Origin of the sequence: Methylomonas sp. ZR1 (assembly GCF_013141865.1) — a bacterium.
Lineage (GTDB): Bacteria > Pseudomonadota > Gammaproteobacteria > Methylococcales > Methylomonadaceae > Methylomonas.
In genome coordinates, this window is record NZ_RCST01000001.1 from 4,345,704 (window position 1) to 4,370,627 (window position 24,924).

24 protein-coding genes and 1 pseudogene are annotated in these 24,924 nt (G+C 54.2%); 9 read left to right on the top strand and 16 right to left on the bottom strand.

The annotated features are described in order from the left end of the window. Nucleotides 1–77 precede the first annotated feature (77 nt). Genes DDY07_RS19735 through DDY07_RS19750 form a run of 4 tightly spaced genes read left to right on the top strand, consistent with a single transcriptional unit; the run spans nucleotide 78 to nucleotide 4,481 of the window. Complete coding sequence (locus DDY07_RS19735) at nucleotides 78–1,463, top strand: amidase (RefSeq protein WP_171697129.1); 1,386 nt, start codon at nucleotides 78–80, stop codon at nucleotides 1,461–1,463. A 35-nt stretch (nucleotides 1,464–1,498) separates the two neighbouring features. Next, nucleotides 1,499–2,911 (top strand): ABC transporter substrate-binding protein, encoded by a 1,413-nt coding sequence (locus tag DDY07_RS19740; RefSeq protein ID WP_171697130.1) that lies wholly within the window; start codon nucleotides 1,499–1,501, stop codon nucleotides 2,909–2,911. A gap of 8 nt (nucleotides 2,912–2,919) precedes the next feature. Continuing rightward, nucleotides 2,920–3,708, top strand: coding sequence for an ABC transporter permease (locus DDY07_RS19745; protein ID WP_171697131.1), 789 nt, complete (start codon nucleotides 2,920–2,922; stop codon nucleotides 3,706–3,708). Continuing rightward, complete coding sequence (locus tag DDY07_RS19750; RefSeq protein ID WP_171697132.1) at nucleotides 3,705–4,481, top strand: ABC transporter ATP-binding protein; 777 nt, start codon at nucleotides 3,705–3,707, stop codon at nucleotides 4,479–4,481. Before DDY07_RS19745 ends, DDY07_RS19750 begins: the two co-directional genes overlap by 4 nt. A 122-nt stretch (nucleotides 4,482–4,603) precedes the next feature. Here DDY07_RS19750 and DDY07_RS19755 read toward each other — a convergent pair whose 3' ends face one another. The 14 genes and pseudogenes from DDY07_RS19755 to DDY07_RS19825 all read right to left on the bottom strand — a co-directional run bounded on the left by DDY07_RS19755 (nucleotide 4,604) and on the right by DDY07_RS19825 (nucleotide 18,244). Beyond that, the gene (locus tag DDY07_RS19755; RefSeq protein WP_171697133.1) at nucleotides 4,604–5,062 is read right to left on the bottom strand and encodes a hypothetical protein; all 459 of its coding nucleotides are present in this window, start codon (nucleotides 5,060–5,062) and stop codon (nucleotides 4,604–4,606) included. Between the two features lie 17 nt (nucleotides 5,063–5,079). After that, nucleotides 5,080–5,789 (bottom strand): annotated as a pseudogene (locus tag DDY07_RS24515) (MerT/CopZ fusion-like heavy metal transport selenoprotein). Between the two features lie 68 nt (nucleotides 5,790–5,857). Beyond that, entirely contained in the window at nucleotides 5,858–6,283 is a 426-nt protein-coding gene (locus tag DDY07_RS19770) for a MerR family DNA-binding protein (protein ID WP_171697136.1), read from the bottom strand. A gap of 625 nt (nucleotides 6,284–6,908) precedes the next feature. Then, nucleotides 6,909–7,886 (bottom strand): HEAT repeat domain-containing protein, encoded by a 978-nt coding sequence (locus DDY07_RS19775; RefSeq protein ID WP_171697137.1) that lies wholly within the window; start codon nucleotides 7,884–7,886, stop codon nucleotides 6,909–6,911. Between the two features lie 184 nt (nucleotides 7,887–8,070). Next, a complete protein-coding gene (locus DDY07_RS19780; protein WP_171697138.1) occupies nucleotides 8,071–9,003 on the bottom strand; it encodes an ABC transporter substrate-binding protein in 933 nt (310 codons plus the stop codon). Between the two features lie 3 nt (nucleotides 9,004–9,006). Beyond that, a complete protein-coding gene (locus tag DDY07_RS19785) occupies nucleotides 9,007–9,825 on the bottom strand; it encodes an ABC transporter permease (protein WP_171697139.1) in 819 nt (272 codons plus the stop codon). 7 nt (nucleotides 9,826–9,832) lie between these two features. Continuing rightward, nucleotides 9,833–10,684 carry an ABC transporter ATP-binding protein gene (locus tag DDY07_RS19790; protein WP_171697140.1) on the bottom strand — a complete coding sequence of 284 codons (852 nt, stop codon included), beginning with the start codon at nucleotides 10,682–10,684 and terminating at the stop codon, nucleotides 9,833–9,835. A 9-nt stretch (nucleotides 10,685–10,693) separates the two neighbouring features. After that, nucleotides 10,694–11,848, bottom strand: coding sequence for a sulfotransferase (locus DDY07_RS19795; RefSeq protein ID WP_171697141.1), 1,155 nt, complete (start codon nucleotides 11,846–11,848; stop codon nucleotides 10,694–10,696). Nucleotides 11,849–11,915: 67 nt separating this feature from the next. Further along, entirely contained in the window at nucleotides 11,916–12,164 is a 249-nt protein-coding gene (locus DDY07_RS19800) for a ferredoxin family protein (protein ID WP_171697142.1), read from the bottom strand. After that, complete coding sequence (locus tag DDY07_RS19805) at nucleotides 12,161–13,903, bottom strand: fumarate reductase/succinate dehydrogenase flavoprotein subunit (RefSeq protein ID WP_171697143.1); 1,743 nt, start codon at nucleotides 13,901–13,903, stop codon at nucleotides 12,161–12,163. Before DDY07_RS19805 ends, DDY07_RS19800 begins: the two co-directional genes overlap by 4 nt. Before the next feature lie 3 nt (nucleotides 13,904–13,906). After that, nucleotides 13,907–14,644: a GntR family transcriptional regulator gene (locus DDY07_RS19810; RefSeq protein ID WP_171697144.1), complete on the bottom strand. Its 738-nt coding sequence runs from the start codon at nucleotides 14,642–14,644 to the stop codon at nucleotides 13,907–13,909. A gap of 236 nt (nucleotides 14,645–14,880) precedes the next feature. After that, nucleotides 14,881–15,288, bottom strand: coding sequence for a TonB family protein (locus tag DDY07_RS19815; protein ID WP_171697145.1), 408 nt, complete (start codon nucleotides 15,286–15,288; stop codon nucleotides 14,881–14,883). 59 nt (nucleotides 15,289–15,347) lie between these two features. Next, nucleotides 15,348–16,769, bottom strand: coding sequence for a sulfatase (locus DDY07_RS19820; protein WP_216614786.1), 1,422 nt, complete (start codon nucleotides 16,767–16,769; stop codon nucleotides 15,348–15,350). A 56-nt stretch (nucleotides 16,770–16,825) separates the two neighbouring features. Next, nucleotides 16,826–18,244, bottom strand: coding sequence for an aryl-sulfate sulfotransferase (locus DDY07_RS19825; protein ID WP_171697146.1), 1,419 nt, complete (start codon nucleotides 18,242–18,244; stop codon nucleotides 16,826–16,828). Nucleotides 18,245–18,331: 87 nt separating this feature from the next. Here DDY07_RS19825 and DDY07_RS24340 point away from each other — a divergent pair, with 87 nt between their 5' ends. Then, entirely contained in the window at nucleotides 18,332–18,463 is a 132-nt protein-coding gene (locus DDY07_RS24340) for a hypothetical protein (RefSeq protein WP_301539355.1), read from the top strand. 249 nt (nucleotides 18,464–18,712) lie between these two features. On the opposite strand, the gene DDY07_RS19830 is transcribed toward DDY07_RS24340, so the two are convergent. After that, nucleotides 18,713–19,069, bottom strand: a complete 357-nt coding sequence (locus tag DDY07_RS19830; protein WP_171697147.1) for a hypothetical protein — start codon at nucleotides 19,067–19,069, stop codon at nucleotides 18,713–18,715. Between the two features lie 391 nt (nucleotides 19,070–19,460). Between DDY07_RS19830 and DDY07_RS19835 the strand changes: the two genes are divergently transcribed. From DDY07_RS19835 to DDY07_RS19850, 4 genes are read left to right on the top strand one after another with little or no spacing between them, the layout of a single operon-like run. Then, nucleotides 19,461–20,453, top strand: coding sequence for a spore photoproduct lyase family protein (locus tag DDY07_RS19835; protein ID WP_171697845.1), 993 nt, complete (start codon nucleotides 19,461–19,463; stop codon nucleotides 20,451–20,453). Further along, nucleotides 20,441–21,154 carry an SDR family oxidoreductase gene (locus DDY07_RS19840; protein WP_171697148.1) on the top strand — a complete coding sequence of 238 codons (714 nt, stop codon included), beginning with the start codon at nucleotides 20,441–20,443 and terminating at the stop codon, nucleotides 21,152–21,154. Before DDY07_RS19835 ends, DDY07_RS19840 begins: the two co-directional genes overlap by 13 nt. Before the next feature lie 6 nt (nucleotides 21,155–21,160). After that, entirely contained in the window at nucleotides 21,161–22,765 is a 1,605-nt protein-coding gene (locus DDY07_RS19845) for an NAD-binding protein (protein ID WP_171697149.1), read from the top strand. Continuing rightward, nucleotides 22,762–23,466, top strand: coding sequence for a TrkA family potassium uptake protein (locus tag DDY07_RS19850; protein WP_033156927.1), 705 nt, complete (start codon nucleotides 22,762–22,764; stop codon nucleotides 23,464–23,466). The genes DDY07_RS19845 and DDY07_RS19850 overlap by 4 nt, the downstream gene beginning before the upstream one ends. 28 nt (nucleotides 23,467–23,494) lie before the next feature. Here the strand turns inward: DDY07_RS19850 and DDY07_RS19855 are convergent, their stop codons facing one another. Next, nucleotides 23,495–24,715 (bottom strand): potassium/proton antiporter, encoded by a 1,221-nt coding sequence (locus tag DDY07_RS19855; RefSeq protein WP_033156926.1) that lies wholly within the window; start codon nucleotides 24,713–24,715, stop codon nucleotides 23,495–23,497. Nucleotides 24,716–24,924: the final 209 nt, after the last annotated feature.

Consider the following 24,924-nt stretch of genomic DNA (forward strand, 5'->3'; position numbering starts at 1 on the left):
GTTAAAACAACACCTTAGGCTATGGCATGTTAATTGACTGACAAAGGCTCTCTCGCCTCGGAAATAGGGATAGCCATATGCCAACTGATTTAACACAAGTTAGCGCCAACGAATTGCTCAACTTGTATAAGCGCAAAGCCGCTTCGCCGGTTGAAGTAAGCAAAGCGGTACTCAGCCACATCGACACCTTACAGCCCTACTTCAATGCTTATCGGGCAGTAGACCCGGACAATGCGCTGGCGCAAGCCAAAGCCTCCGAAGCGCGCTGGCATAAAGGCAAGCCCCAAGGCTTGCTGGACGGTGTGCCGGTTGGTTTTAAGGATTTACTAAACGTACAAGGTTTCCCCACCCGCAAAGGCAGCTTGGCGACGTCGGACAAACCGCAAACCGAAGATAGTCCTGCCGCTGCCCGGCTACGCGAATCGGGAGCGATTCTGCTCGGAAAAACCCAGACCGCCGAATTCGGTTGGAAAGGTCTTACCGAAACCAAGCTGGCCGGCGTCACACCCAATGCCTGGGATCGGCAACACGCCAGCGGCGGCAGTAGCGGCGGCGCAGCGGTAGCCGCTGCATTGGGCCTGGGACCCTTGCAAGTAGGGACCGATGGCGGCGGCTCGATTCGCCAACCCGCGGCCGTGAATGGCGTGTACGGTTTTAAACCCTCATACGGCCGCGTGGCAGGCTTTCCAGCCGCGCATAACGGCAGCTTGTTCCATATCGGCCCGCTGACCCGTACCGTCACCGATGCGGCGTTGTTATTAAATGTGATTGCCGCGCCGGATGTTCGCGACTGGAGTAGTCTCCCCAGCGACGGCCGCAACTGGACCGATAAGCTGAACAATGGCATCAAAGGCTTACGTATCGCCTACAGCCGGACGCTGGGTTATCTGACGGTCGATCCGGAAATTCAAACCTTGGTCGACAAAGCCGTATCCGAGCTCGCCAAGCTGGGGGCGATCATCGAAAACGTCGACCCCGGCTTCGAAAATCCGGCGCCCATCTTGGAGGCGCTGGCGGCGGAACGCGCCATCCGTCTGCGGCGCGACATCGGCGACGCCGGCTTGGCGCTGCTCGATCCGGCCATTCAGGCCTCCATAGCAAAAGCCGAGAAGCACACGCTGGCCGAAGTGGTGGAAGCGCATGAACGCCGCGCCGCGCTGGGAGCAGCGCTGCGCCGTTTTCACCAGCGCTACGATTTACTGGTTACGCCGGTCACGTCAAAACCGGTGCCAGCCCTGGGCACCGCGCCGGAAGCGCCGTTTTTGTCGCCGTTTAATCTAACTCAACAACCAGCAGCATCGGTGCCTATCGGCTTCGATAGTCATGGCCTGCCGGTCGCTTTGCATATCGTCGGCGCTCAATTTAATGACGCGCTGGTGCTCCGAGCTTCGCGGGCATACGAAGCCGCGCATCCCTTCGCGACCCGACCTTTCGACAGTGCCGCCGCTAAAACACCTGCATAAAACTACCGACAAACGTCATTCGCACTCAACAATCTATGAAAGTAGCACTACGCAATCTGCTTCTATTCCTCAGCCTGCTATCCAGCGATTGGGCTGTTGCCGAAAAAATCCGCATCGCCATTGGCACCCAGGACACCACCATCAACTGCGCCGCCGGCGGCCTAGTGATCCGCGAATTGCAATTGTTGGAAAAATATCTGCCGCACGACGGCAAATATCAAAACGCCGAATACGACATCCAATGGCACAACTTTACTTCCGGCGCGCCGTTGACCAACGAAATGGTGGCCGGCAAACTGGATATTGGCTCGATGGCCGATTTTCCGGGCGCGTTCAATATCGAAGCATTTCGTAAAGCCGGCAAGAAAAGTCTGTTTATCAATGTGCTATCCGGCAGCACGGCCGGCAGCGGTAACGGTGTGGTGGTGCCCAAGGATTCGCCGGTACAGTCGCTGGCTGAGTTAAAAGGCAAAACCATTTCGGTACCGTTCGCCTCCACCGCCCATGGTATGCTGCTCAGAGCCGTCGCCCAACAGGGTTGGAATCCGGACGAAGACGTCAACATCATTACCCAAGCGCCGGAAATCGCCGGTTCCGCGCTGTTGACGCATAAAGTCGATGCCCATGCCGATTTCGTGCCGTTCGCCGAGTTATTTCCGTACCGCGGTTTTGCCAGAAAAATCTACGACGGCGCGCAATCCAACACCCCCACCTTCCACGGTACGCTGGCCGATGCCGATTTTGCGGAAAAGTATCCCGAACTGATCGTGGCCTTTTTGCGCGCCGCGCTGGAAGCCAACCAATTGCTGGCGGCGGAACCGGAAAAATACAGCGAGTTGATCGCCAAACACACCGGCATCGAAGCGGAAGTGGCTTACCTATTCCACGGCCCGCTGGGCGTGCAAACCCGCGATTTCACCTGGAAGCCGGAATACCGGCAAGCTGTGAAAACCGCCTTCGAAACCTTAAAACTGCTGAAGCGTACCAGCACTGACTTGGATGTCGAACAATACATCGACGACCGTTACCTGAGGACCGCTTTCAAGCAAGCCGGGCTGGATTACGATGCCCAGCTCAAGGATTATTCACAGGCACCTATTTCCAACGGCCAAGCGATAAGCGACGCCAAGCAAGCCGCGCAGATCTGGGTTAACGACGAACCGACCGTTCGCAGCTACTCCTCCGCCGCCTCGGCTTTTACCGCGCTGAATGAATTGCATAAAGCCGGCAAAACGGCGCGCGCAGTGTATTTGCAGGATAGCGCCAGCGGCATCAAGTTGCTGGCAAACGACGCCTGGTTCGTGCTGGAGCAAAACCGCCTCAGCGCTTTCCTATCGAAGGCACAAGCGGATGCCCAAGCCAGCCAACGCGGCGGTCGGGTTTTGGATTTTGCCGGCGCGCAAACAGCCTTTGCCAACCCGTCGGCGTTAGCAACTGCGGTTCGGTAACAAAAGCGTTGAAATATCCAAGCTTTAAACGCCCGTTACTGCGCGCCGTTTCGCTTGGGGTTTGCCTGATCGCCTGGCACTTGCTGTCCACATTGCATATTGATTTGGGCGTCGTCACTTTTCAAAACGTGCCCACGCCGACCGAGGTGCTTGCAGAAGGCTGGCATTTGCTGCAGTCCAAGAAAACCCTGGCGCATTTGACGGCCAGCCTGTCGCGGGTGTTTGGCGGTTTTGTGCTGGCCGGCATCGTCGGCATTGCTTTGGGGCTGTGCGTAGGCAGTTACCACTTGGCCGCCGACCTATTGCTGCCGCCGCTGGAAATTCTGCGGCCCATTCCGGCCGTGGCCTGGATACCGTTGGCGATTTTGATGTTTCCCTCCACCGAATTGTCGATGGCCTACATCACCTTCACCGGCGCCTTGTTTCCGATCCTGCTCAACACCATCCACGGTGTCGCCGGTGTCGATGCCAGGCTGCTGGCTTCGGCGCGCAGCCTGGGCGCCAAGCAACCGGCGATATTTTACGAAGTGATATTGCCGGGCGCGGCGCCGAATATCTTCACCGGCTTATCGATAGGCATGGGCACCGCCTGGTTTTGCCTGGTCACCGCAGAAATGATCGCCGGGCAATTCGGTATCGGCTACTACACCTGGTCGGCTTACACCATTCAAAATTATGCCGGCATCGTCGTCGGCATGCTGCTGATCGGCGGTTTGGGCCTGCTCAGCAGCCAGTTAGTCAAAAGGCTCGGCCAGGCCTTGACCCCCTGGCATCGGCCCCAAGCAAAACCCTTATGAGCCACACCGAACTAGGCCGAGTCGACATCGAAAACCTGTCGATTACTTTAGGCAACGGCAAGCAAGCCTTTGCAGCGGTACAGAACGTCAGTGTCTCGATAGCCCCCGGCGAATTTATTTGTCTGTTGGGGCCGTCGGGCTGCGGCAAATCGACCATGCTGGGCGCATTGGCCGGCCACTTGCCGGCCAGTAGCGGCAGCATCCGGGTCGATGCCCGACCGATCAACGGCCCCGCTGCGGAGCGTGGCATCGTGTTTCAGCAACACACACTGTTTCCATGGAAATCGGTAATCGACAACGTGGCTTTTGGTTTGAAAATGCAAGGCATCCCGCGCGACGCCCGCCGTGAACAAGCGCGCGAGTTATTAAAACTGGTGGGACTGGCCGGTTTCGAAGAACACTATCCATCCCAATTATCCGGCGGCATGCAGCAGCGGGTCGAAATCGCCAGGGTATTAATCAATTCGCCCAAGGTAATATTGATGGACGAACCCTTCGGCGCGCTGGACGCGCAAACCCGCATCATGATGCAACAATTGCTGCTGCGGGTTTGGGAACGCTTCAACACCACCATCGTCTTCGTCACCCACGACATCGACGAGGCCTTGTTTCTGGCCGACCGAATTCTGGTGATGAGCGCCCGGCCGGGCCGGATCATCGAAGACCTTGCTTTGGATTTTCAGCGGCCGCGCGATGCGGAACTGCTTACGTCCCAGGCTTTCATGCACTTGAAGCGGCATTGTTTGCAGTTATTGCATCTGCAGGGTGTCTAGTTGCCGTTGCGGTGATTTTGGTGATGGCCGACCAACGAACAAATTAGATTTTGAATGCTCCAGTCCGGCCAAAAGCGGCCTATGGAAAATACAAAAAATCAGTTTTCCGAATGGCTGGTTGTTTATAGCGAACATTTGAGAACTGTATTGTGCTCATTTTCCAAACGCTTGAAATTCGCCAAGCAACATTGGCCTGACGGGTTCCTGATTTCACAGGCACATTCTTTGGCTTGGGTACGTTGCATGACGAAAGCTTTGATCGGTTCTGCCCGTTGAACTTTTAACGCCGATAAATACTGCTCGGCGTCTATGTCAAAGCAGTAACAAAGCGCGTCGTTCTGAATCGCTTGATAGCTGCGTAAATGTTGTTTGGGAATACTGTTGCCCGCTTTGGAGAAGTAAGCCATTGAGCATGTTTTTGCCGGACAAAAATAATAGTGGTCAATAATGAGTACCTGATTCTCAGGAAACCGTACCTGATGGTATAGCGTCGGCATGCCGATGCTTTTGCACGTGGTGCCACATTCAGGACAAATCTGTTTGGTTTTGGCGGATGTATTGGGGCAGCAGCAATCGGACATAGACTGTATCCTTGGCTTTATCGAGCAACAGGTGTGGCGAGCGAACCCGGATAACCCGCATCCGTCGTGGCTTTGATCAAAGCTGCACTATCGGTTTTCATACTATCGAAAGTGACCGCCGCCGTTTTGGTATCGTAATCGACCGTCACTGCTTGCACGCCTTCGACTTGCTGCAAAGCTTTCTTGATGGTAACGGTGCACATCGCGCAGGTCATGTTCTCTATGTTCAGCGTGACCGTTTGCTGCCGGTTTGGCTGTGTAACTGTCGTTTCAGCCTGTGCCGCTGGCATCCACAAAGTGGCCGGTAACAACAAACTTATCAGTAATAACCCGGATTTAATGGTCATATCGATTTCTCTCAAGCGATGAAAAATGGCGCCAACCAGGGAAAGGCCAGCAGGATCAAAATGAATGCGGAACCCAACCAAAACAGTAGGCGCTGTCGGCGTTGGTTGTTAGATGGGAAGCAGATTTCACCTACCGCACATCGATCAGGCGTTAGATAGAGTTTTCGATAGCCGAGTCCTATAAAAATCAGGGTCAGGATCATGAAAAATGGCCGGGCCGGCTCCAGCGCCGTCAAGGTGCTAATCCATGCGCCGCCAATACCCAACGACAACAGCAAAAAAGGCCCGACACAACAGGCCGAAGCCCCGACAGCGGCCAAAAGGGCACCGATACTCAACCATGCCGGGTTTTTGGTGGGGGTTTCAGGGTCTGAATTCATAGCATTCTCCTAAGCCAAACCATGCTCAATGTGGCTAAGGAGTCTAAACCCTGTTGTTTAGAACAGAGTCAAGTGGGTGGTGGTGTCTTACCTAAAGGCGATGCATCATCGCTAAACGCATCGAGGATAGCGCAATGAGCGGCGGGAGCGGTTTTCTGACAGTCGTTGACCAGGCCTTCCAACGCCTGGCGAAGAGCCGTTAAATCCCTGATTTGCTGATCGATTTGCTGGCATTTGTGCTCGGCGAGTTGTCGAACATCAGTACAGTGCGCCCCATCCAGCGATAACAAGGTGGCAATTTCCTTCAAGGTAAACCCGGCCTGTTGAGCGCGTTTGATAAAGCGTACTCGCTTAATCGAATCAGCTGAATAAACGCGATAACCGCCATGGGGTTTCGCTGGCTCTGTCAGTAAGCCAATGCGTTGATAGTGACGGATGGTTTCAATGGTGACTTCGGTATGTTTGGCAAGTTTGCCTATGGTTAAAGGCGACATTTCATTGAACCCAATGTTAAAGGGATTTTATTGTCCCTCAGTTTTACCACTTACCAGCTATTAACAAATAACTATGAATATTATCTTGAATGGCGGCTAATTGTCAGATGCCTGCCTATGAGGTAATTGGGGTCACATGGACAGCTTAGGGTCGACCAGAGACTTTGACGCTTTTTGAATTCACCCAAATTGAATGTCAGCTGATGTCACTTTACATGCTGTGTGTCGAGTTGCCAAACTCGACCATTGTCCTTATTTTCTCGGGCGACCGAGCTCATTTCCCGATCATTCTCCAAAATAGCTCCGACATTCTAACGGCGAACACCGGCGTTGCGGCTCTGAACCGGATCGTTCGAGAAAAAAGCTTGAATGGTTTAGTTCTGAACTGCAATTTTCAAGAAACTTTCTCGATTAATGTAGTTAAAAGCTCGGTCATTCGAGAAAATTTCTCGGTTGTTCGAGCTTGGCGCTGAATTGTTTTAGCAAATTACGCCATTGATGCAGCTCAGAGCTGCAATGCTGCGGAAATTTTCTGGAATGACGTAGAAAATATGCTGATGCCTGGCTATTTCCAGCCATAACCTTTCAATTGTCGGCAAAATCGATTCGGCGGGTGACGCTGCGCTTATCCGCCCTTGGCAGCAAGTAAGGTATCGATACGGGTCAGGGCTATGCGTGCCAGTTTCCTAACCTCCGGGTCGGGATCGGCTTCGGCGGCGGTCAGTGCCGGTATTGCGGTATCGGCGCCGATTTCGCCGAGCGCGATGGCCGCCTCCTTGCGCAGATTGCTGACCGGATGCGTTAGCGTTTCTATCAATGCCGGCAGCGCGTCTGTATGACCGATGCGGCCCAGGGCGCGGGCCGCGCGCAGGCGTACCTGCCAGTAGTCGTCGTTTAATGCGGTAATCAATTCCGGCACGGCGTCGTTGAATTTCAATTTACCCAAGGTCGTGGCGGCTTCTTCGCGCACCACCCAGGAGGTATCCCGCAAGGCTGCAAGCAGGGCCGGCAGTACAGTTTGATCGCTGGCCATGCCCAGCGCGCCGGTCGCGGCGCGTCTTACTTCGATGTCCCGGTCGCGCTCGGCCAAATCCGCCAGTTCCGGCAGGGCCTGAGCAAATTTCAACCACCCCAAAACGCCCACCGCCTCGCGCCGTACCGAGGCATCGCCATCGGCAAGCGCGGACAAAGCCAGCAATGCCGCTTCAGACAAACGCAACTCGCGTACCGCGCGTAATGCGGCGGCGCGTACGAAACCGTCGTTATGTTCCAGCCAAGGTAGTAACTGCAAACCAGCGGCGCGGGTCTTTATGCCTGATAGGCTTTGCGCCGCAGCCACTCGCACCGCATCATCGGTATCGAGCAGCAAATCGGCCAACGCGGTAATCACCGGGGCGTCTTCCCAACCGGCCAGCAGCGTCGCAGCTTCGGCGCGAATTTTCGCTTCCGGATCGCTGGTCGCTTGGATCAGCCAAGGTAATTGGCTTTCGTCTTCCGCATCCGCCAGTTCGATCAAGGCGAGTCGGCGTACCGTGGCATCAGTGCTGGTAAGCCGGGGTAAAAGCTCGGTCAGCTTGGCGTTATTAGTAAAAACATCGGTCATGGTCGGCTCGAATTGGACTTTAAGAGAGTTGGCAAGGTTACGGTGAAAATACAATGTGTAGGATGTGCTGAGGTACGAAGCGCATCTTTCGCGATTGATGCGCTTCACGTTGTTCAGCACATCCTACTTATCGTTCATTTTCCGGAGTGGTAGGTGACTTCATGATCGTTAGGCTAAAAATCGATTATTGTTTTGGAAAATCTTGGGCCTGCTTTATCAAACCCAACTCATGAAATTGTCGCCAGCGCGCTTGATAGAACTGGCGCAGTTCCGGTGTTAAAGCCAGCAGTTCGGCATTGGCCTGCTCGGCTTTGGTAAAGGTCGGATCTTCGTTCGAAGTCTGCCGGACAAACTTGGCGTCGATACGTAACTTCTCGGCAAACCATTGGCTGGCTTGTTCCGGGTTTTGCGCGGTATAAACCACTGATTCCCGCAGCGCGGCCAGATAAAGCTCGCGGGCATTAGGCTGCTTTTGCAAAAACTCGCTGCGCAAAACGGTCAGAAAAGGAAACGGCCAGCGCTGAATCGGGCGGGCGCCGAATTGTTCTTTAACCCTTGTCGCCTGCGGTTCGCGGATCACGGCCGCATCGACCTGCGCTTGGGCGATCAACGCCGGCAGCTCGGCGGGCGGCGTGTTGATCAGTTCCACGTCGGCTGGTTTCAGACCATTTTGCTGGAGCGCGAGTAGCAGGTCGGCATAGGAATCGGAGCCGAAAGATGCCGCGATTTTCTTGCCTTTCAAGTCCTGGAAGGATTTGCTATTGCTGGCTGCCGGCACCAGCAAGGAATGACTGGAGTAGCCAAGCTGGCCGACTACCACGGCTTTGTTGGGCTGTTTATCCAGGAAGGTGGCGATCGGTAACGGACTGCTCACCACCGCATCGAGTTGGCCGGCGGCCAGCGCCTCCATCATCGGCGGACCGTTCTGGAATACCTGAAATTCTGCAGCCAGCCCGTGCTTATTGGCGATACCGGCCATTTCCATTACCACCGGGTAAACGCCGTTCATGCCGGATGGATAGCCGATTCTGATCTTGATTGCATCCTGAGCTGAAGCACCCAAGGAGGCCGTGAACAGCAGCAGAGTGGAAAGAATTCGCAGCGTATAAAATGACATGATTCACGTTTTGTGTGGGTGATTAGCCTGCCAAGGCAAGACGATCCGCTCGATGCGGACCAGCGCGAAATTCATCAGCGATCCCAACACGCCGATGGTGACCATACCCACCAGCACTGCGCCGGTGTCGAGATTGATGCGATGAATTTGAATCATGTAACCCAAGCCGGACTGGGCAGCGACCAGTTCCGCAGTCACCACGGCCATCCAGGATTGGCCCAGGCCAATCTTCAAACCGGTCCAGATCTGTGGGAAAGCAGCCGGCAGGAACACCCGCAGCAATAAATCGGTTTTGCCCGCGCCCATGAAACGGGCGGCATGGATATAGTGCGGTTCGACGCCCAGGCCGCCGGCGAAAGCATTCAGAAAAATCGGAAAAAAAGCCGCCAGCGCGGTGATAAAAAAGCTGGAACCGTTCTTGATGCCAAACCATAAAATCGCCAGCGGAATCCAGGCGATGGGCGGAATCGGCCGCAGCAGCGTGACGATGGGCAGGAGCAAGCGCCGCAAGGTAGCGAAATAGGCCATGGTCAGAGCTAGCGGCACCGCCAATATCACCGCTAAAAAGAAGCCGATCAGCACCCGCTCCAGGCTGGCTAATATGTCTTTGGCCAGACTATTGTCGTCAATTAGCTGCCAGAGGCTGGCCATCACCGTGGTCAAATCCGGCAGCAATACCGGGTTAGCGACCATTTTGGCGGCCAGCAGCCAAACCAGCAGGAACAAGCCATAGCTGACCAGCGGCCAGCCCAGGGCGGCAAGCAGTCGCTTGGCTTTACGATAACCTTGGTGTAATGCGATGTTTGCTTCGATTGCCGACATGCTTAGCTCAACGGTTAAACACTTTCAGGCTTTCTTCCCTGACCGCGCGGTGGATGGTTTTGCGCAGCCGTTCGAATCCGGGCGAACTTAGGGTTTCCGGGGAGCGCGGACGCGGGAGGTCAATGGCGATGTCGGCTTTGACACCGCCCGGTTCCGTACGCATCACGATCACCCGGTCGGCGAGATAGATTGCTTCGTCGACGTCGTGCGTGATAAACACCACGCTGGTGCCGAAGCGGTCCCATATTTTCAACAGTTCTTCCTGCATCACGCTGCGGGTTTGCGCATCCAGCGCGCCGAAGGGTTCGTCCATCAACAGCAGAGTCGGCTTTGTCGCCAAGGCGCGGGCAATTGCCACGCGCTGCTGCATGCCGCCGGACAGCGCTTTGGGGTAGGCTTTGGCGAAGCGTTCCAGTCCGACCATTCGCAACAGTTCCAAGGCGATGTTTTCCGGGTCCGGCAGGCCCAGCATGCGCGGCCCGAACGCTACGTTTTGCAACGCGGTCAGCCAGGGAAACAGCGAGTGCTGTTGAAAAACCACGTTACATAACGGCGTCGGTTCCTTGACCGGCACGCCATCGATACTTACCGTGCCGGTGGTGGGCTTGAGCATGCCGGAGACGATATTCAGCAATGTCGATTTGCCGCAGCCGGACGGGCCGAGCAAGGCTGTAAAGGCGCCGGCGTGCAAGTCCAGATCGACACGGTCCAGAGCGGTATGCTCGCGTTCCGAGCCGCGAAACACCATAGACACATCGCGTAAAGCAATCCGTCCCCGGCCGCTTCGCGGCGACGAAGCGCTGTCGGCAAGCGCTGTGTTTATCGCCGGATTGGGTTGGCTTAAAGCGGAATTCAACATCGTCCGGCCTTACAATACGACTTCGCTGCTGGTATAGACGCGCTTCACGCCGAAGTGCTCTTTCCAACGCCGTTGCGCGCGGTAGCCGGCGATTTCCTCTTCCTGGGTATGGCCGTGCGGAAACTCGGCGGGTACGTCGCTATCCGACCATAGGCCAAGCCGTTTGCGTTCCAGGCGCTGATCGATCAGCCAGTCGTTGTAGCTTTCGTGCACCAGATGGCCGTCCGGCGCGCCGAGCAAGGCCGCGCGGGTGCGTTGGTCGCGTTCCAAATACAGGTTTAATTCCTTGTCGTCGATCTGAGCCGGTTCTACCTCCACTGAATAGCCGGCTTCCGTTAACTCTTGGCCGGCGATGGCGGCGAAAATGGCTTGTTCTTCCAGGCTTAATTCGCGCCGATAGCGGCCTATCCATTGGGTGCTGACCGGCTGGCCCAATGGCGCGTGATCGCGGGTTTGGCCGCGGCGCTGGGCGATGGTGCCTTGATGAAAGTCCAGCAAGGCCGGAGAAAACGCTTCGCCGAGAAACTCGCAGACCGTCCGCAATACCGGCAGCGGGTCCCGGGCCAACTGTTCGTAGCTGACATCCAGCCATTGCCCGCTGTCGAGTTTTTCCCGCCACGGTTTTACTGCGTTCTGGCAAAGCTTCCAGGTGCGTGCCGCCGCGTAAATATTGGTGGGGCCGAATGCGGAACGCAGATATTCGGCGCTGGCATCACGGCCGTCGCGGGTCAGAAACACAAATTGCGCATTTGGAAAGTCCTCCAGAATCTGCCCGACATAAAACAGGTTGTGCGGGGTCTTTTCGCCCCAGCGCGGCTTGTTTTGCAGGCGGGCATAGCGTTCGAACATCGCGGTATAGATGCCGGCGAAGCTGGGCTGCGGCGCGCTGGCTAAAATCTCGTCAACGATAGTCGCCGGATTAACCGGCATATCCCAGAACGGTGTCTTTAAACCAAACACCATTTCATCGGCCAGAGTACGTAGGTTTTGGATTTGTGACAGATCGCCGTAGCTGAACAGATAAGGCCGGAAACGCGGGTAATACCAGGCCACTTCCGGCACGGCGATGCGCGGGTGATTGCCCAGCATGGCCATCAACAGCGTGGTGCCGGAGCGCTCCGAGCCGATGATGAATAGCGGTCGTTCCTTCAATGTAATTGCCATAAGGTTTTCTCTCGATCTTTATCACTACGCCGCAAGAATCGGCAGGGTTGAATGGCTCTGTTTTGTGTTAACGCAGCAAATACGGAATTTCCACGCTGACCGCGCCGGTTGGGCAATCCTTCTCACACGGCAAGCAGTACCAACACTCGTCGAAGGTCATCTGGGCCTTGCCCGTCAGGGGATTGATCGCCAACACATCGAGCGGGCAGGCTTCCACACACACGGTGCAACCCTTGTCGGCGATGCATTTGTTCTCGTCGATAGTGACCGGCACATTGCTGCGCTGAATCGCGCTGGGGAATGAGGATTTGCTCATGGTGCAACCGCCTCCGATGTTTGGGTTGGATTGATGCGTAAACGCTGATAAGCGGTTTTTTCCTGGTCGTCGACCGGGATGACGTAAGGTTCCAACGGTCGTTTGAAACAGGCCATGTCGCCGCCGGCATTTTTGTGCAATTGCACGTGCACCAGCCAGTCAGCGTCGTTGCGCGCCGGGTAATCGACTCTGGCGTGGTAAAGCCCCCAACGGCTTTCGGTGCGATATAGAGAGGCGCGCGCCGCCATTTCCGCGCAATCGCGGATCGCGTGCACTTCCATGGCCCGCATCAATTCGTGGGGATGGTTGGCGTGCAATACCTCCAGGTCGTCGCGGATGCTGTCGAAGCGTTCCAAGCCGATTTCCATCTTGCGGGTGACTTTAGGCGGCTGCAGATAATCGTTGACCATACGCCTTAATTTGTATTCGACTTGGGCCGGCGGCAATCCGGATTCGCGTTTTAACGGTGCCCACACCCGTTGCCGTTCGGCGTCCAGTTGCGCCGAATCGACCTCCGCCTGCCCGTGTTCGTTGGCATGGCGCGCCGCCGATTCGCCGGCAAAGCCGCCATAAACAAAGGCGCCAAGCATGTAATTGTGCGGTACGCATGCCAGATCGCCGGCGGCATACAGGCCCGGCACGGTGGTGGCTGCGTGTTCGTCCACCCAGACACCGGAAGCCGAATGGCCGCTGCATAAGCCAATTTCGGAGATGTGCATTTCGACCATGCGTTCGCGGTAATTGGTGCCGCGCCCGGCATGAAAGCGGCCGCGGCTGGGACGTTCGTTGCCGTGCAAGATGGTTTCGATGGTGTCTATGGTTTCCTCAGCCAGATGATCCAATTTCAGGAATACCGGACCGTTGCCGCTTTCCAGTTCGTTATAAAACTCCTGCATCATCTGTCCGGACCAGTAATCGCATTCGATAAAACGCTGGCCTTTGCTGTTGGCGGTATAGCCGCCGAATGGGCCGGTAACATAGGCGCAGGCCGGGCCGTTGTAATCCTTGATTAATGGGTTGATCTGGAAGCATTCGATGCCGGACAGTTCCGCGCCGGCGTGATAGGCCATGCTGTAACCGTCGCCGGCGTTGGTCGGGTTTTCGTAGGTGCCGAACAAGTAACCGGAGGCCGGTAAGCCCAAACGGCCGGCGGCGCCGGTGGCCAGCACGACCGATTTGGCCTTGATCACATGAAAATCCGCCGTGCGGCAGTCGAATGCAAACGCGCCGGCAATCCGGCCGTCCGCGCCGACAATCAAGCGCGTGGCTACCAGGCGATTAGTGATTTCGACGCGGTTGCGTTTTAACTGCCGGTATAGAATCTTTTTAATATCGTGGCCTTCCGGCATCGGCAGTACGTAGGTGCCCATGTGATGCACTTTTTTTACGGCATAATCGCCGGTTTCGTCCTTTTCGAATTTCACGCCCCAGCGGTCAAGTTCTTCGATCATCGCAAAGCTGTTGCGAGCATAGGCCAGCACGGTTTTCTGATTGACGATGCCGTCGTTGGCGACGGTGATTTCCCGCACGTATTGTTCCGGCGTGGCATGACCGGGTACCACGGCGTTGTTCAGGCCGTCCATGCCCATGGAGATGGCACCACTACGTTTGACGTTGGCTTTTTCCAGCAGCAAAACCTTTAAATTCGGATTGGCTTGCTTGGCTTTGACCGCCGCCATCGGCCCGGCCGTGCCGCCGCCGATGACTAGTACGTCCACTGCGTGTTCGATGGTATTCATGGTTTATCGCTCGATGCGTGCGCGTAGTTGAAAGTTATCCGCCCGGCAATACAGGTATTCGAAATCCAGCGGCGCCCCGTCCTTGGTGTGCGTCAGCCGTTCGATACGCAAAACGGGCGAGCCGTCCGCAATTTGCAGCAAGGCCGCGAGTTCTGCATCGGCCAGCACGGCGTCTATGCTCAGATCGGCATAACCCAATGCAATGGCGTAGTCGTTTTCCAGAATCAGGAAGATGTCGCGCGTGGCGAGGTTTTCCTGCGCTAGCCGCTTGCCGAGGGGAGCGGTCACATAAGTCACATCCAAAGATACCGGCTGGCGATTCAGATGGCGGACCCGCTTTAGTTCGGTAACCGGTTCGCCTTCCGCCAGACCCAGCTTTTGCGCAACAGCCGGGCCTGCCGGCAGATGTTTGATGCCGACCACGCGGTTGTAGATTTCGTGGCCTTGCTTCGAGAAAGCTTCGGCAAACCCTTGTAGACGGGCCAAGGATTGAAATGGCTTGGGCAAGGAAACGAACATGCCTTTGCCGGCCACCTTGAACAACACACCCTCCTTTTCCAACTCGCCCAAGGCCTGGCGTACCGTGATACGGCTAACGCCGTAGCGGCTCATCAACTCGCTTTCCGACGGTAGGCGTGCGTGAGGTTTATAGACGCCGGCCACGATGCGCGTCCGCAATTCATCGCGGATGCGGGCGTATAAGGAACCGGGCGGTGTGATGTGGGCTTTGTCGGCAAGCATTTAAGTCATAACTGGTCATTACGGGTTATGACTCGTCAACGCAAATGACATGCCAGCGCTAGAGACGCATTGCTTATATGCCGCTAACCAAATGATTTTATGAAATAAGTTGTGAGTTGACGTCGAGCGGCGTAACGACTTTGGCGACTGCAAAACGTTGCCAAGTGCTGATCAGGGAACAGCGATTGCTGGTGCATTGATCGAATACAAGCAGACCATCGATATGGCTCCTAGGCTCATTCTAGGGAAAAGGTCAGCGGTACTGCTACCCAATGGAACGGGGCTATCGATGCGTCATAAGGTTCAAACTGCCATTGCGATACGGCTTTCACCGCATACTGGTTCAGCGCTTCGCGAGATGATTTTAAGACTTTGGTCCCACATGTAGTTCCGTTTGGTTTAATGCATAGTTGAATAACGACTACGTCTTTAGAACCAGGTATTTGAAATTTGCTAGGAAATTCAGGGGCCACCATTTTTAGTACTTTTAACTTCGTTCCTTGAGGTCCTCGCGCAAAACCACCGGAATTATCGACCAACCGAGCACCATTTGAGGAACAACCCAACAGCAGTATTGTCATCAGCACGATGATCCCGTTGCGCCAAAATCCGCAGGGAAATCCTGGATTTTTCTTGATCAGCATTCGATTTTTGTTGCCGTATACAGGGAGGCTGGTTTGAAAGGTAAATGTACACTCAGTCGCTAATCTCCCACCAAAGAACGGTAACGATCCGCCTGGACTTTGCCGTCCACGGCATGGCTGCCCACATCGTCAGTAATGGGCAGCATCGACGCATTCCACTCATCCCATTGTTGTTTGAGCCGGGTAAACACCTCGGGATTTTTTTCCGCCAGATTGGCGCGTTCGCGCTGATCCGCGACGACATCGAACAGAAATTCGTTGTCGGCGATTTTCAGATATTTCCAGTTACCCAAACGCACGGCGCGCTGTTTGTTGGCCTTGTAGCGCCAGAACAGAGTGCGCGGATACGGATTCTCGGCTCCTAAAATCACCGGCAGCAGGTTTTCACCGTCCGGCTTGTAGGCGGCATCCGGTGTGCCACTGGCGGCGGCCAGCAAAGTGGGCAGCCAATCCATGCTAATCGCCACTTGCTCCGTCACCTGAGCCGGTTTGATTTTTTCCGGCCAGCGCACCAGCGCCGGCACCCGGATACCGCCTTCGAGTAACTCGGTTTTTTGGCCGGAAAATGGCCAGGTCTTGGAGAAGCGCTCGCCGCCGTTATCGCTGGTGAACACCACGATGGTGTTTTGATCCAGACCGCGTTGTTCCAGGGTTTGCAAAACCCGGCCAATCGCGGCATCCAGTGTGGTCACCATCTTGGCGTAGGTTGCCAGATTGCCGCCGTCGTAATGAAATAGGCTTTTGATTTCCCGGGAAGTAGCTTCGTCTTGCGGCCCTTCCCAAGGCCAGTGCGGCGCGGTGAAATGCAGGGACAGAAAAAACGGTTTGTTGCCATCCTGTTTGCCGATGTAGTCTACGGCGCGGTTGGCAAGCAGATCGGTGTAATAACCCACCTGATGTACCGGCACTTCGCCTTCGAACAAATCTTCCCTGGCATTTTCACCGCTGCCGGCTTTGTGGGTGAAATAATCGATGGCGCCGCCGTAGTTGCCAAAAAACACATCGTAGCCGCTTTTTAACGGGCCGAATTTCGGCAACGAACCCAGATGCCATTTGCCGAACAAAGCCGTGGTGTAGCCGGTTTTCTTTAGTAACGAAGGTAGGGTTGGATGTTCCGGCGGCAGGCCGATGGTGTCCGATGCGCCGGCGATGGGTTCTTCCAAACCGCCGCGCAAACGATATTGATAGCGGCCGGTTATCAAACCAAAGCGCGTCGCCGAGCACACCGCCGAGTTGGAGTAGGCCTGAGTAAAGCGCAGCCCTTGCTGGGCAAGCCTATCGAGTTGCGGCGTTTGAAAATCGGTTTGACCGTAGACGCTCAGGTCGCCGTAACCCAGATCGTCGGCCAGGATGAAAATGATATTGGGCTGGCCTTTTTTATCGGCGGCAAACGGAAAATTCCAGCTAGTGGCAATGGATGCCAGCGAGAGCGCCGAGAGCCCTTTCAGCACGCGGCGACGATTGTTGTTAAATGAGCTCAAAGCTTATTCCAATGTATGGTTCAAAGTGACGGTTTGGAAGCTCTACGTAGTTAAATTCAAGGATTGGCCGGAACGCGATAGTGGGTGACGTCCTGAGCTTTAACCGGCTTCTCGGAATGCGGTGTGCCGGTTGGCGCCCAATCGTACGGTACCGGCTGCGCGCGGTACACGGTGTTGCTGGATATTGGCTGAGGATCGTCGGCACGCAGTTGGCTGAAATAGGGACTGATATATTCCCAGACGATTTCGCCCTTGGCGGTTACCTGCAAGAAGCGGCCATTCATGCCTTCATCGATCAGGGTATTGCCGTTGGGCAAACGACGCGCGCTGCTGATGTACGAGCTATAAAAGCTGTAATTGGGCCGGCCGGAGTCGGCACCGGTATATTGCCAGACGATTTCCTTCTTGACCGGGTCTATCTCCAATACCCGCGAACCGAGTTGGCCGCCAACGCCCAATGTTACCGGTGGATAGCCGGCGGCGCCTTGATTATCGAACACTAGTAAATTGCCCTCGCCGGGCAGGCCTTTGGGAATGATGTGCGCATCATGCTGACCGCTGATCTGGTCAACCGGCCGAGGCACTTTGTTCTCGAAACTTGCTGGCGTAAAATCCGGACCGATGCGCCAGACGACCTTGCCGGTCTTTTTCTCGATGATGGCGATGAAGTTGGCTTCGCGCGAATCGATCAATAAATTATCGGGATGAAAACGCTGATCGCCGGCATCGAACCATTTGTTGGGGCCGACGACGGACATATTGTTGAAATGCAAATAGTCGAACGGCTTGGTTTTATCGTTGCCCCGGCCCAGAGTTTCGTGCAGATATTTAAGTGAGGCCTTGCTAAAGCCAAACTCGTTCAAGTGATCGTAGGCATGCCATTTCCAGACCGCCTGGCCTTTGGGGTCGACTTCGTAAATACCGTCGTCCAGCAATTTATCGGCCTTGAAGCCTTTGACCGGCTTTTCGTAGTTAATCAAAATTACGGTATTGCCGTTGGGTAATCGGTGCCAGTCGTGATGCTGTCTGATGGCAGTGCCGTAACCGTTGGTGTCGTTACTGTTACCGGACGCCGCATAGGAATCCTGGGCTTTGGCGCCGCCCCACTGCCAAACCACCTTGCCATCCCAATCCACTTCACCTATCGATTGCGGCTCTTTGCTATTGTTACCGCCACCGGTAGGGCCGGAAAACTGCAACAACACATGGCCTTGCTGGCCGTTGATCAATTGCGGGTCAAGGAATAGAGGCGGTTGACCGGTATTCGCCCATTGATGCACCTCGTTACCGTTCAAGTCGATCAGATGGGTCTTTTTGTCCGCGCCGGAAAACAACACATAACTGTTATAGCTTTTACCTGGATCGTAGCGGGTAACGCCGGTGGGATAAATGCTCGGCGCTGCGAAGGAGAGATTCGCGGTGGCCGAGGCCAAAACCAGAGGTATTAGTGCGAAATGGGGGTGTTTTTTAAGCATGAAGCCTATTCCTCTTAATTAAAGTCGGCAAAATCCAAGGGGCGAACAGTGAGGGGCTATGCACTCGCCATCCCCACCGCGTTAATCATGAGTATTCAGCAACTTCCATACCATCTGCAAACTCTGGTGCGCAAGCGGGATGGCCTAGGCTTTATTTACTTCAAGCAATTGATTTTTATTGATTTATATAAAGCGCATAGGCGGCGAATGTACCAATGACTGGCTATCGATGACCTTGAAAGTGATGACTGGTCAACAGTGTTGCAGCAATATCAGTCTCGGGAGAAGCTGTCTGGAGTCAGGGGACTTTTATGTTCTGGGCACGGCCATCGTGATCGATTAGCCTGGAATAAAGTGGTCGCTTTGGATTTTGCAGGATAGGCTGAAATTGATGCCTATGTTTAGGGGACGGCGAAGTTTGTAAAAAATCGCTGGGCTTTAGCGAAACAGCCCAGCACTATTCAAGCCTTACAGTGCTTTATACAGTTCGATAGTCTTGGTCAATTCTTCAGTGGCTTTAGCTACGTTACCGGCTTTAGACTGGATCTGTCCTTGCATCAAAGAGGCGTGAGCTTTTTTCGCGGCTTCGGAGTTGCCGGCAATCGCTTCGGAACTGGTTCTGGCGGCTTTCAGATGAATCTGCGCAGCGGAGAAATCGCTTTTGCTGACTTCAACCAGCGCTTTTTCGATGTGAGCGATAATGCCTGCGGCGCCTGATTGTGCTGCTGCAACTGGCGCTTCTTCAGCAGCAAAGGCACAAACGTTGACCAGGCTCAAAGATGTTGCCAATGACAGAGTTAACACTGCTTTTGTAAATAATTTCATTAAGTAGATTTCGTGTGATGGTTAATAGGTCCAATGCCCTAAAAAACACGTCATCACAGAATAGATTTTTTGCACCGGCAACTTATAGGTCTAAGTTCGTCGTGAAGTAGCACCGGTACAGCACCCTTTGCCATATAGCCGGCAAAAGGCTTGAAGCAAATCCATGCTGATGGGAAGTATCTTTTTTCCTACTGGGTCCAATTGAAAAACGTTATTGCTTTTCAAGCGCCATCATAACGGATTTAGCGTGCCGGCAACGGACCATTTGCGCCGGGCAGTTGCGACAAGTGGCCGCAACGCGCCGATTTGCAGATTTATCGGGCGCAAGCTGGCGCCCCGTCGCCGGCAATCATTTATAATGCTCTCCCGCCTTTTGCCGCATTCAGCCATCATGATAGACACGCTATACATCGAATCCGCTATCGAGCAGCACCCGCGCGTAGCGACGATTCGGCGGCGTTTTCCGCAAGCGCGGACGGTGGTTTGTGAGCGATACGGTGAGGTGTTTAATCCAAAGGCGCAAAACTTTCGCTTACAAAAGCAACATCCGGCGCTGATTCTGGCGGAAAAATACCAAAAGTTCGTGTTGCCCGCGCCGGCCGGTTACGGTATCGGCGGCCAGCAAAATTATTATTTTTCGCACATGCTCAATTGCTTGTACGACTGCCGCTACTGTTTTTTACAGGGCATGTACCAGTCGGCCAACTATGTGCTGTTTGTGAATTACGAGGACTTTCAGGAACAGATTCGCCAAATCTGCCGAGAAACGCCCAATCAGGATGTGTATTTTTTCTCGGGTTACGATTGCGACAGCTTGGCTTTTGAGCCGGTCACCGACTTTGCCGAACAGTTTTTGCCGGTGTTCGCGGACTTGCCCAATGCCTGGCTGGAGCTGCGTACCAAGAGCACACAGATCAGAAGCCTATTAAACCGTGAGGTGGTGCCGCGCTGCGTGGTGGCGTTTAGCCTGTCGCCGGATGCGGTGGCCGATAAAGTGGAAGCCAAGGCGCCAAACGTAGCCAAGCGCATCGAAGCCGCTGCCAAATTGCAGCAACAGGGCTGGCAAATCGGTTTGCGTTTCGACCCGTTGATTTATCAGCACGACTATCGGCAGCAATACCGGGCCTTGTTCGAGCAAGTCTTTGCGGCCATCGATGCCCAAGCCCTGCACTCTGTCAGTCTGGGGGTGTTTCGTTTGCCGGAACAATATTTCAAAAAAATGCATAAGCTATATCCGGATGAAAGATTGTTCGCCAGCCCGCTGCAAACCGCGTCCGGCATGGTGTCTTACCGCGCCGACCTGGAGCAGGCGATGATGGCCGATTGCGCGCAAATGTTGCTGGAATACATCCCGCACAGCGCTTATTTCCCATGCACACTGTAAAGCGCACGGTACTGGTGACCGGCGCCAGTTCCGGAATTGGTCGGGCGATAGCCAGGCAATTGCTGGCGCAAGGTCATCAAGTGATTGGCACATCGCGCGACTGCCGGAAGTTTTCCAAACATCACCCCCATTTTATCGGCCGCGAGCTGGATTTAGCGCAATTGGCCGACCTGCCGCCGTTTGCCAAACAACTGCAAAGCGATTTCCCGGCACTGGATGCGGTGGTATTTGCCGCCGGTTACGGTCAATTCGGCGGTTTGGAGCAGTTTTCCTACGCGCAAATTGAGACGCTGATGACCGTCAACTTTACCGCCCAAGCCTATCTGACGCGGGCGTTGTTACCGAAATTGAAGCAAAAAGCACACGCCAACCTGGTGTATATCGGTTCGGAAGCCGCGTTAAAAGGCAGCCGCAACGGCAGCATCTATTGCGCCAGCAAATTTGCCTTACGCGGCTTTAGTCAGGCCTTGCGTGACGAGTGCGGTAAAAGTTCGGTGCGGGTGTCCTTGGTTAATCCGGGCATGGTCGATACCGCATTTTTTGCTACCTTGTCATTCGCCCCCGGCAAACAGTCCGGCCAAGCCTTGCTGGCGGAGGATATTGCCGACGCGGTGTCTTATATCCTGCAAGCCGGCCCGCACTGCGTCATCGACGAAATCAATTTAAACCCCTCCAGCAAAGTGATCGAATTTAAGAAATAACCCCACATGCTAGCCAAACTCATCGTTTATTGCGCTTATTACCTCAAATCCGCCGACGGGTATCGCAGAGCCAAGCTGTTTTTTTACGATTTGTTAGAAAACAGCCATAGCCGCAAAAAGAAATATTTCGACGCGACAATGATCGGCTTGCTGATTTTGAGCGTGATTTTTCTGATTTACGATATAGAGCACGAAGACAGCAAAATGGGGGGGTATTTCGAGCTGGCGATTTTGATGATATTCATCATCGAATATCTGATCAGGGGTTGGATTTACTCGGACACCTATAAAGTCATTATCGAGGAATACGAGAAAGCGCTGTATTTGAATCTGGATTTCAATCTGCTCGGGGTGTTTCGCAAAGCCTTCGTCAGGGATATTGAGTACATCACCTCGCCGTTTGCGATTATCGATATTCTGGCCATTTTGCCCAGCTACCGGCCGTTGGCGATCCTGCGTATCTTCATCATATTCCGGCTGTTCAAGCTATTTCGTTACTCCAATAGCGCCAAGTTGTTCGCCGACGCCTTGGCCAGCAAACGCTTCGAATTGATGACTTTGTTGATATTCACCTGCTTTTTGGTGTTTATCGCCAGCGTGTCGATTTACATGTTCGAGTATCAGGCCACCGATAGCGGCATCCATAATTTATTCGACGCCTTTTATTGGACCATCGTGACTTTGGCGACGGTGGGCTTTGGCGACATTACCCCGCAAACCACCGGCGGCCGCTGGGTGACAATTTTTTTGATACTGGCCAGTTTGGGTGTGTTGTCGTTCTTCACCTCCATCCTGATTGCCGCCTTCAGCGAGAAAATGCTATCGGTGCGTGAATCCAGAACCTACGCCGAACTGGACCGCTATGACAATTTCATCATCATTTGCGGTTTTGGCCGGGTAGGGCAGGAAATTGCCCGGCATTTACACAACGACAGACAAAAATTTTTAATCATCGATAGGGTGCCGGCGCGGATTGATTTGGCTAAGAAACGGGGTTATTTGGCGATAGAAAGCGATGCCAGTAACAATGAAGTGTTGATCAACGCCGGTATTTGCCGCGGTGCCAGCGCCATTCTGTGCATCACTGGCGACGATGTGATTAACGTTTATGTGACCTTAACCAGCCGACACTTAAATAAAAACCTGCGCATAATTTCCCGTGCCAATCGGCATGACAACGTCAATAAGCTCTACCAGGCCGGTGCTGATAATGTCATCAGGCCGTTTGAGATTGCCGGGTTGCTGGCGGCGGAATTTGTCGGTCAGCCCGTTGCTTTCGAGGCCATCTCCGGTATTTTGCATAATCAAACCGAGACGGTGATGGAGTCGGTATTGGTCAGCGAAAAGTCGCCGCTGGATAATCAAAAAATCGGCCAACTGGATTTACAGCAGCGCAAGCTCACCTTGTTGGGGGTGATCAGCGACAATCCGATTCATCTGAAACATAAAAATAAATACCAGGTGAACCAGCAACATTTTTATTTCAATCCGGAAGTGGACTTTATCCTGCGGCACGGCGACATGCTGGTGTTATTGGGCCGTAAGTACGGTATCGATCATTTTCGGGATCAGGTGGAACAGCGCCGTTTATTCAGCAGGCATCCCAAATGAAAAACATCGCCGTATTCGGTTACAACCGGCTGTCGTTCGAGGCCATTAGCCGGCTGGACAAAGAGCTATATCAAATCACCGTGATCGATCACGATCCGGCCAAAGCGGCGCTGGCGCGGGAAAACGGCTTCGAAACCGCCAATATCGATTTCCGTAGCGACGACGATTTGAAGCTGATCGGCATTGGGGCGCATATCGATACGCTGTTTTGCTTTTTCGACACGGACTCGGAAAATGTATTTCTGACGCTATCAGCGCGGGCACTCGATAAGGCCTTGAATATCGTGGCGATTGTCGACAGTCCGGAGTCGGCGGAAAAACTCATAGCGGCCGGTGCCAACAAAATTATCGACCCGTATGAAATCTGCGGGCGCAAAATTCACGATATGCTGAAGCGGCCGGACATTAATGATATTTTCGATCACACTGTATTCGGCAGACACGATTTACATCTGGCCGAGGTGGCGATTCCGGAAAACAGCTATCTGGAGAATGCCCATGTCAGCCAGCTGCATTTAAGTTCGCAGTACAATTTGATACTGATCGGTATCGTCAATAAACAAGTCAGCGAACGCCTGCATTTTGTGGCGGAGGAATTTGATCGCCGTTTGAGTGTTGGCGATATATTGGTGATTTTGGGGCCCTCGCGGGAGATTAGAGCGTTTAAGAAAGACGTTGAAAATGAGTTTTGTAAAATCTAGCCGGCACTTGGACTGCGCCCTGCCGATTTTATTTTTTCTCTGCCAATCCCAGCCAACGCGCCAAAGCTGCTAGCGAAAACCCCTGAATCAACACCGACATCACCACAATAAAACTGATCAGGACAAAAATCTCCCCGGCTTCTTTGATGCCGGCCGCCAACGGGAACGTTGCCAGTACGATAGGTACGGAACCGCGCAAACCCACCCAGGAAACCAGCAGCTTTTCCTTAAAACTGATCTTGGCCCACAGCAAACTGATGAAGACGCTGACCGGGCGGGCTACAAACATCAGAAACAAACTAATCGCCACGGCCACACTGGCCAAGGACGACAATTCGGCGCGATAGGGTACCGACAGCATGCCCAAGGTTAAAAACATAATGATCTGCATCAGCCAGGCGAAGCTGTCATGGAAGGCATTGATGTAATGGTGGTGGGTAACTTCCCGGTTTCCGGCCACAATGCCGGCCACGTAAACGGCCAAAAAGCCATTGCCATGCATAAACGTAGCGCCGCTATACGTCAGCAACACCAATGCTATGGAGGCTATGGCATACAAGCCGGCCGAGCTTAAGCCCATGTGATTCAGCAACCAGACCATGAAACGCCCGCCGCCATAACCCACGGCCACACCGATCAACAGTTGCATAACCAAAAACATGCCGCCTTCCAGAAAAGCCGATTCGGCCCCGGTCGCATAATTCAGCAAGGTAACAGTCAGTAGCACGGCCATCGGATCGTTGCTGCTGGATTCCAACTCAAGCAAAGGTTGCAACTTGCCCTTCAAAACAATGTGACTGGAGCGCAGCACGGAAAACACCGCGGCAGCATCCGTGGAAGAGACAATAGCGGCCAGCAACAGGCCTTGAGTCAGCGTAATGCCATGAACGCCCAGCGAAAAGGTGCTGAATGAGCCGAGGATAAACCAAGCAAAGCTGCCTAACAGCAGCATCGTGATAAACACGCCCAGTGTGGAAAGGCATAACCCCTGCCATAACACCGGGCGAATATTGGGCCAATGCGAGTCCAGGCCGCCGGTAAATAAAATAAAAATCAATGCAAAATCGCCGATAAATTTTGCAATTTCCGGGCTATGCAGTTCCGGTCCGCCGAACTCGCCGATCAGCCAGCCGGTCAAGAGAAAAAACAGCAGCGAAGGAATGCCCACTTTGCTGGCCAGTTTGCTGGAAAACACGCTGATTAATAGCAGGCTGGCGCTAACTAGACTGACCAATTCAATGGAGGGCATGGGCGATTCTCTGTGATCAGGAATTTACGGTAGTTAAGATGTATGGGCAAATGAGCGGTCTTGCAAGCTTGAGCCGGCATGTTCGGTCCAAGCAAATCGTGTCTTACTTCCCACGTCGATTTGTGCCGTGCCGATGAACAGCGGCGATTGCCTCACTTGCCGTGACGCGGTAAAGTCTGAGGCCGGAGTGTAAGCGCATGGCCCCGCTG

Excerpts from the sequence above, each read along its gene's own strand:
- DDY07_RS19735 (WP_171697129.1), top strand. The coding sequence starts at position 78 with ATGCCAACTGATTTAACACAAGTTAGCGCCAACGAATTGCTCAACTTG.
- DDY07_RS19740 (WP_171697130.1), top strand. The coding sequence starts at position 1,499 with ATGAAAGTAGCACTACGCAATCTGCTTCTATTCCTCAGCCTGCTATCC.
- DDY07_RS19750 (WP_171697132.1), top strand. The coding sequence starts at position 3,705 with ATGAGCCACACCGAACTAGGCCGAGTCGACATCGAAAACCTGTCGATT.
- DDY07_RS19755 (WP_171697133.1), bottom strand. The coding sequence starts at position 5,062 with ATGTCCGATTGCTGCTGCCCCAATACATCCGCCAAAACCAAACAGATT.
- DDY07_RS19770 (WP_171697136.1), bottom strand. The coding sequence starts at position 6,283 with ATGTCGCCTTTAACCATAGGCAAACTTGCCAAACATACCGAAGTCACC.
- DDY07_RS19775 (WP_171697137.1), bottom strand. The coding sequence starts at position 7,886 with ATGACCGATGTTTTTACTAATAACGCCAAGCTGACCGAGCTTTTACCC.
- DDY07_RS19780 (WP_171697138.1), bottom strand. The coding sequence starts at position 9,003 with ATGTCATTTTATACGCTGCGAATTCTTTCCACTCTGCTGCTGTTCACG.
- DDY07_RS19785 (WP_171697139.1), bottom strand. The coding sequence starts at position 9,825 with ATGTCGGCAATCGAAGCAAACATCGCATTACACCAAGGTTATCGTAAA.
- DDY07_RS19790 (WP_171697140.1), bottom strand. The coding sequence starts at position 10,684 with ATGTTGAATTCCGCTTTAAGCCAACCCAATCCGGCGATAAACACAGCG.
- DDY07_RS19795 (WP_171697141.1), bottom strand. The coding sequence starts at position 11,848 with ATGGCAATTACATTGAAGGAACGACCGCTATTCATCATCGGCTCGGAG.
- DDY07_RS19800 (WP_171697142.1), bottom strand. The coding sequence starts at position 12,164 with ATGAGCAAATCCTCATTCCCCAGCGCGATTCAGCGCAGCAATGTGCCG.
- DDY07_RS19805 (WP_171697143.1), bottom strand. The coding sequence starts at position 13,903 with ATGAATACCATCGAACACGCAGTGGACGTACTAGTCATCGGCGGCGGC.
- DDY07_RS19810 (WP_171697144.1), bottom strand. The coding sequence starts at position 14,644 with ATGCTTGCCGACAAAGCCCACATCACACCGCCCGGTTCCTTATACGCC.
- DDY07_RS19815 (WP_171697145.1), bottom strand. The coding sequence starts at position 15,288 with ATGCTGATCAAGAAAAATCCAGGATTTCCCTGCGGATTTTGGCGCAAC.
- DDY07_RS19825 (WP_171697146.1), bottom strand. The coding sequence starts at position 18,244 with ATGCTTAAAAAACACCCCCATTTCGCACTAATACCTCTGGTTTTGGCC.
- DDY07_RS24340 (WP_301539355.1), top strand. The coding sequence starts at position 18,332 with ATGAGTATTCAGCAACTTCCATACCATCTGCAAACTCTGGTGCGCAAG.
- DDY07_RS19830 (WP_171697147.1), bottom strand. The coding sequence starts at position 19,069 with ATGAAATTATTTACAAAAGCAGTGTTAACTCTGTCATTGGCAACATCT.
- DDY07_RS19835 (WP_171697845.1), top strand. The coding sequence starts at position 19,461 with ATGATAGACACGCTATACATCGAATCCGCTATCGAGCAGCACCCGCGC.
- DDY07_RS19840 (WP_171697148.1), top strand. The coding sequence starts at position 20,441 with ATGCACACTGTAAAGCGCACGGTACTGGTGACCGGCGCCAGTTCCGGA.
- DDY07_RS19845 (WP_171697149.1), top strand. The coding sequence starts at position 21,161 with ATGCTAGCCAAACTCATCGTTTATTGCGCTTATTACCTCAAATCCGCC.
- DDY07_RS19850 (WP_033156927.1), top strand. The coding sequence starts at position 22,762 with ATGAAAAACATCGCCGTATTCGGTTACAACCGGCTGTCGTTCGAGGCC.
- DDY07_RS19855 (WP_033156926.1), bottom strand. The coding sequence starts at position 24,715 with ATGCCCTCCATTGAATTGGTCAGTCTAGTTAGCGCCAGCCTGCTATTA.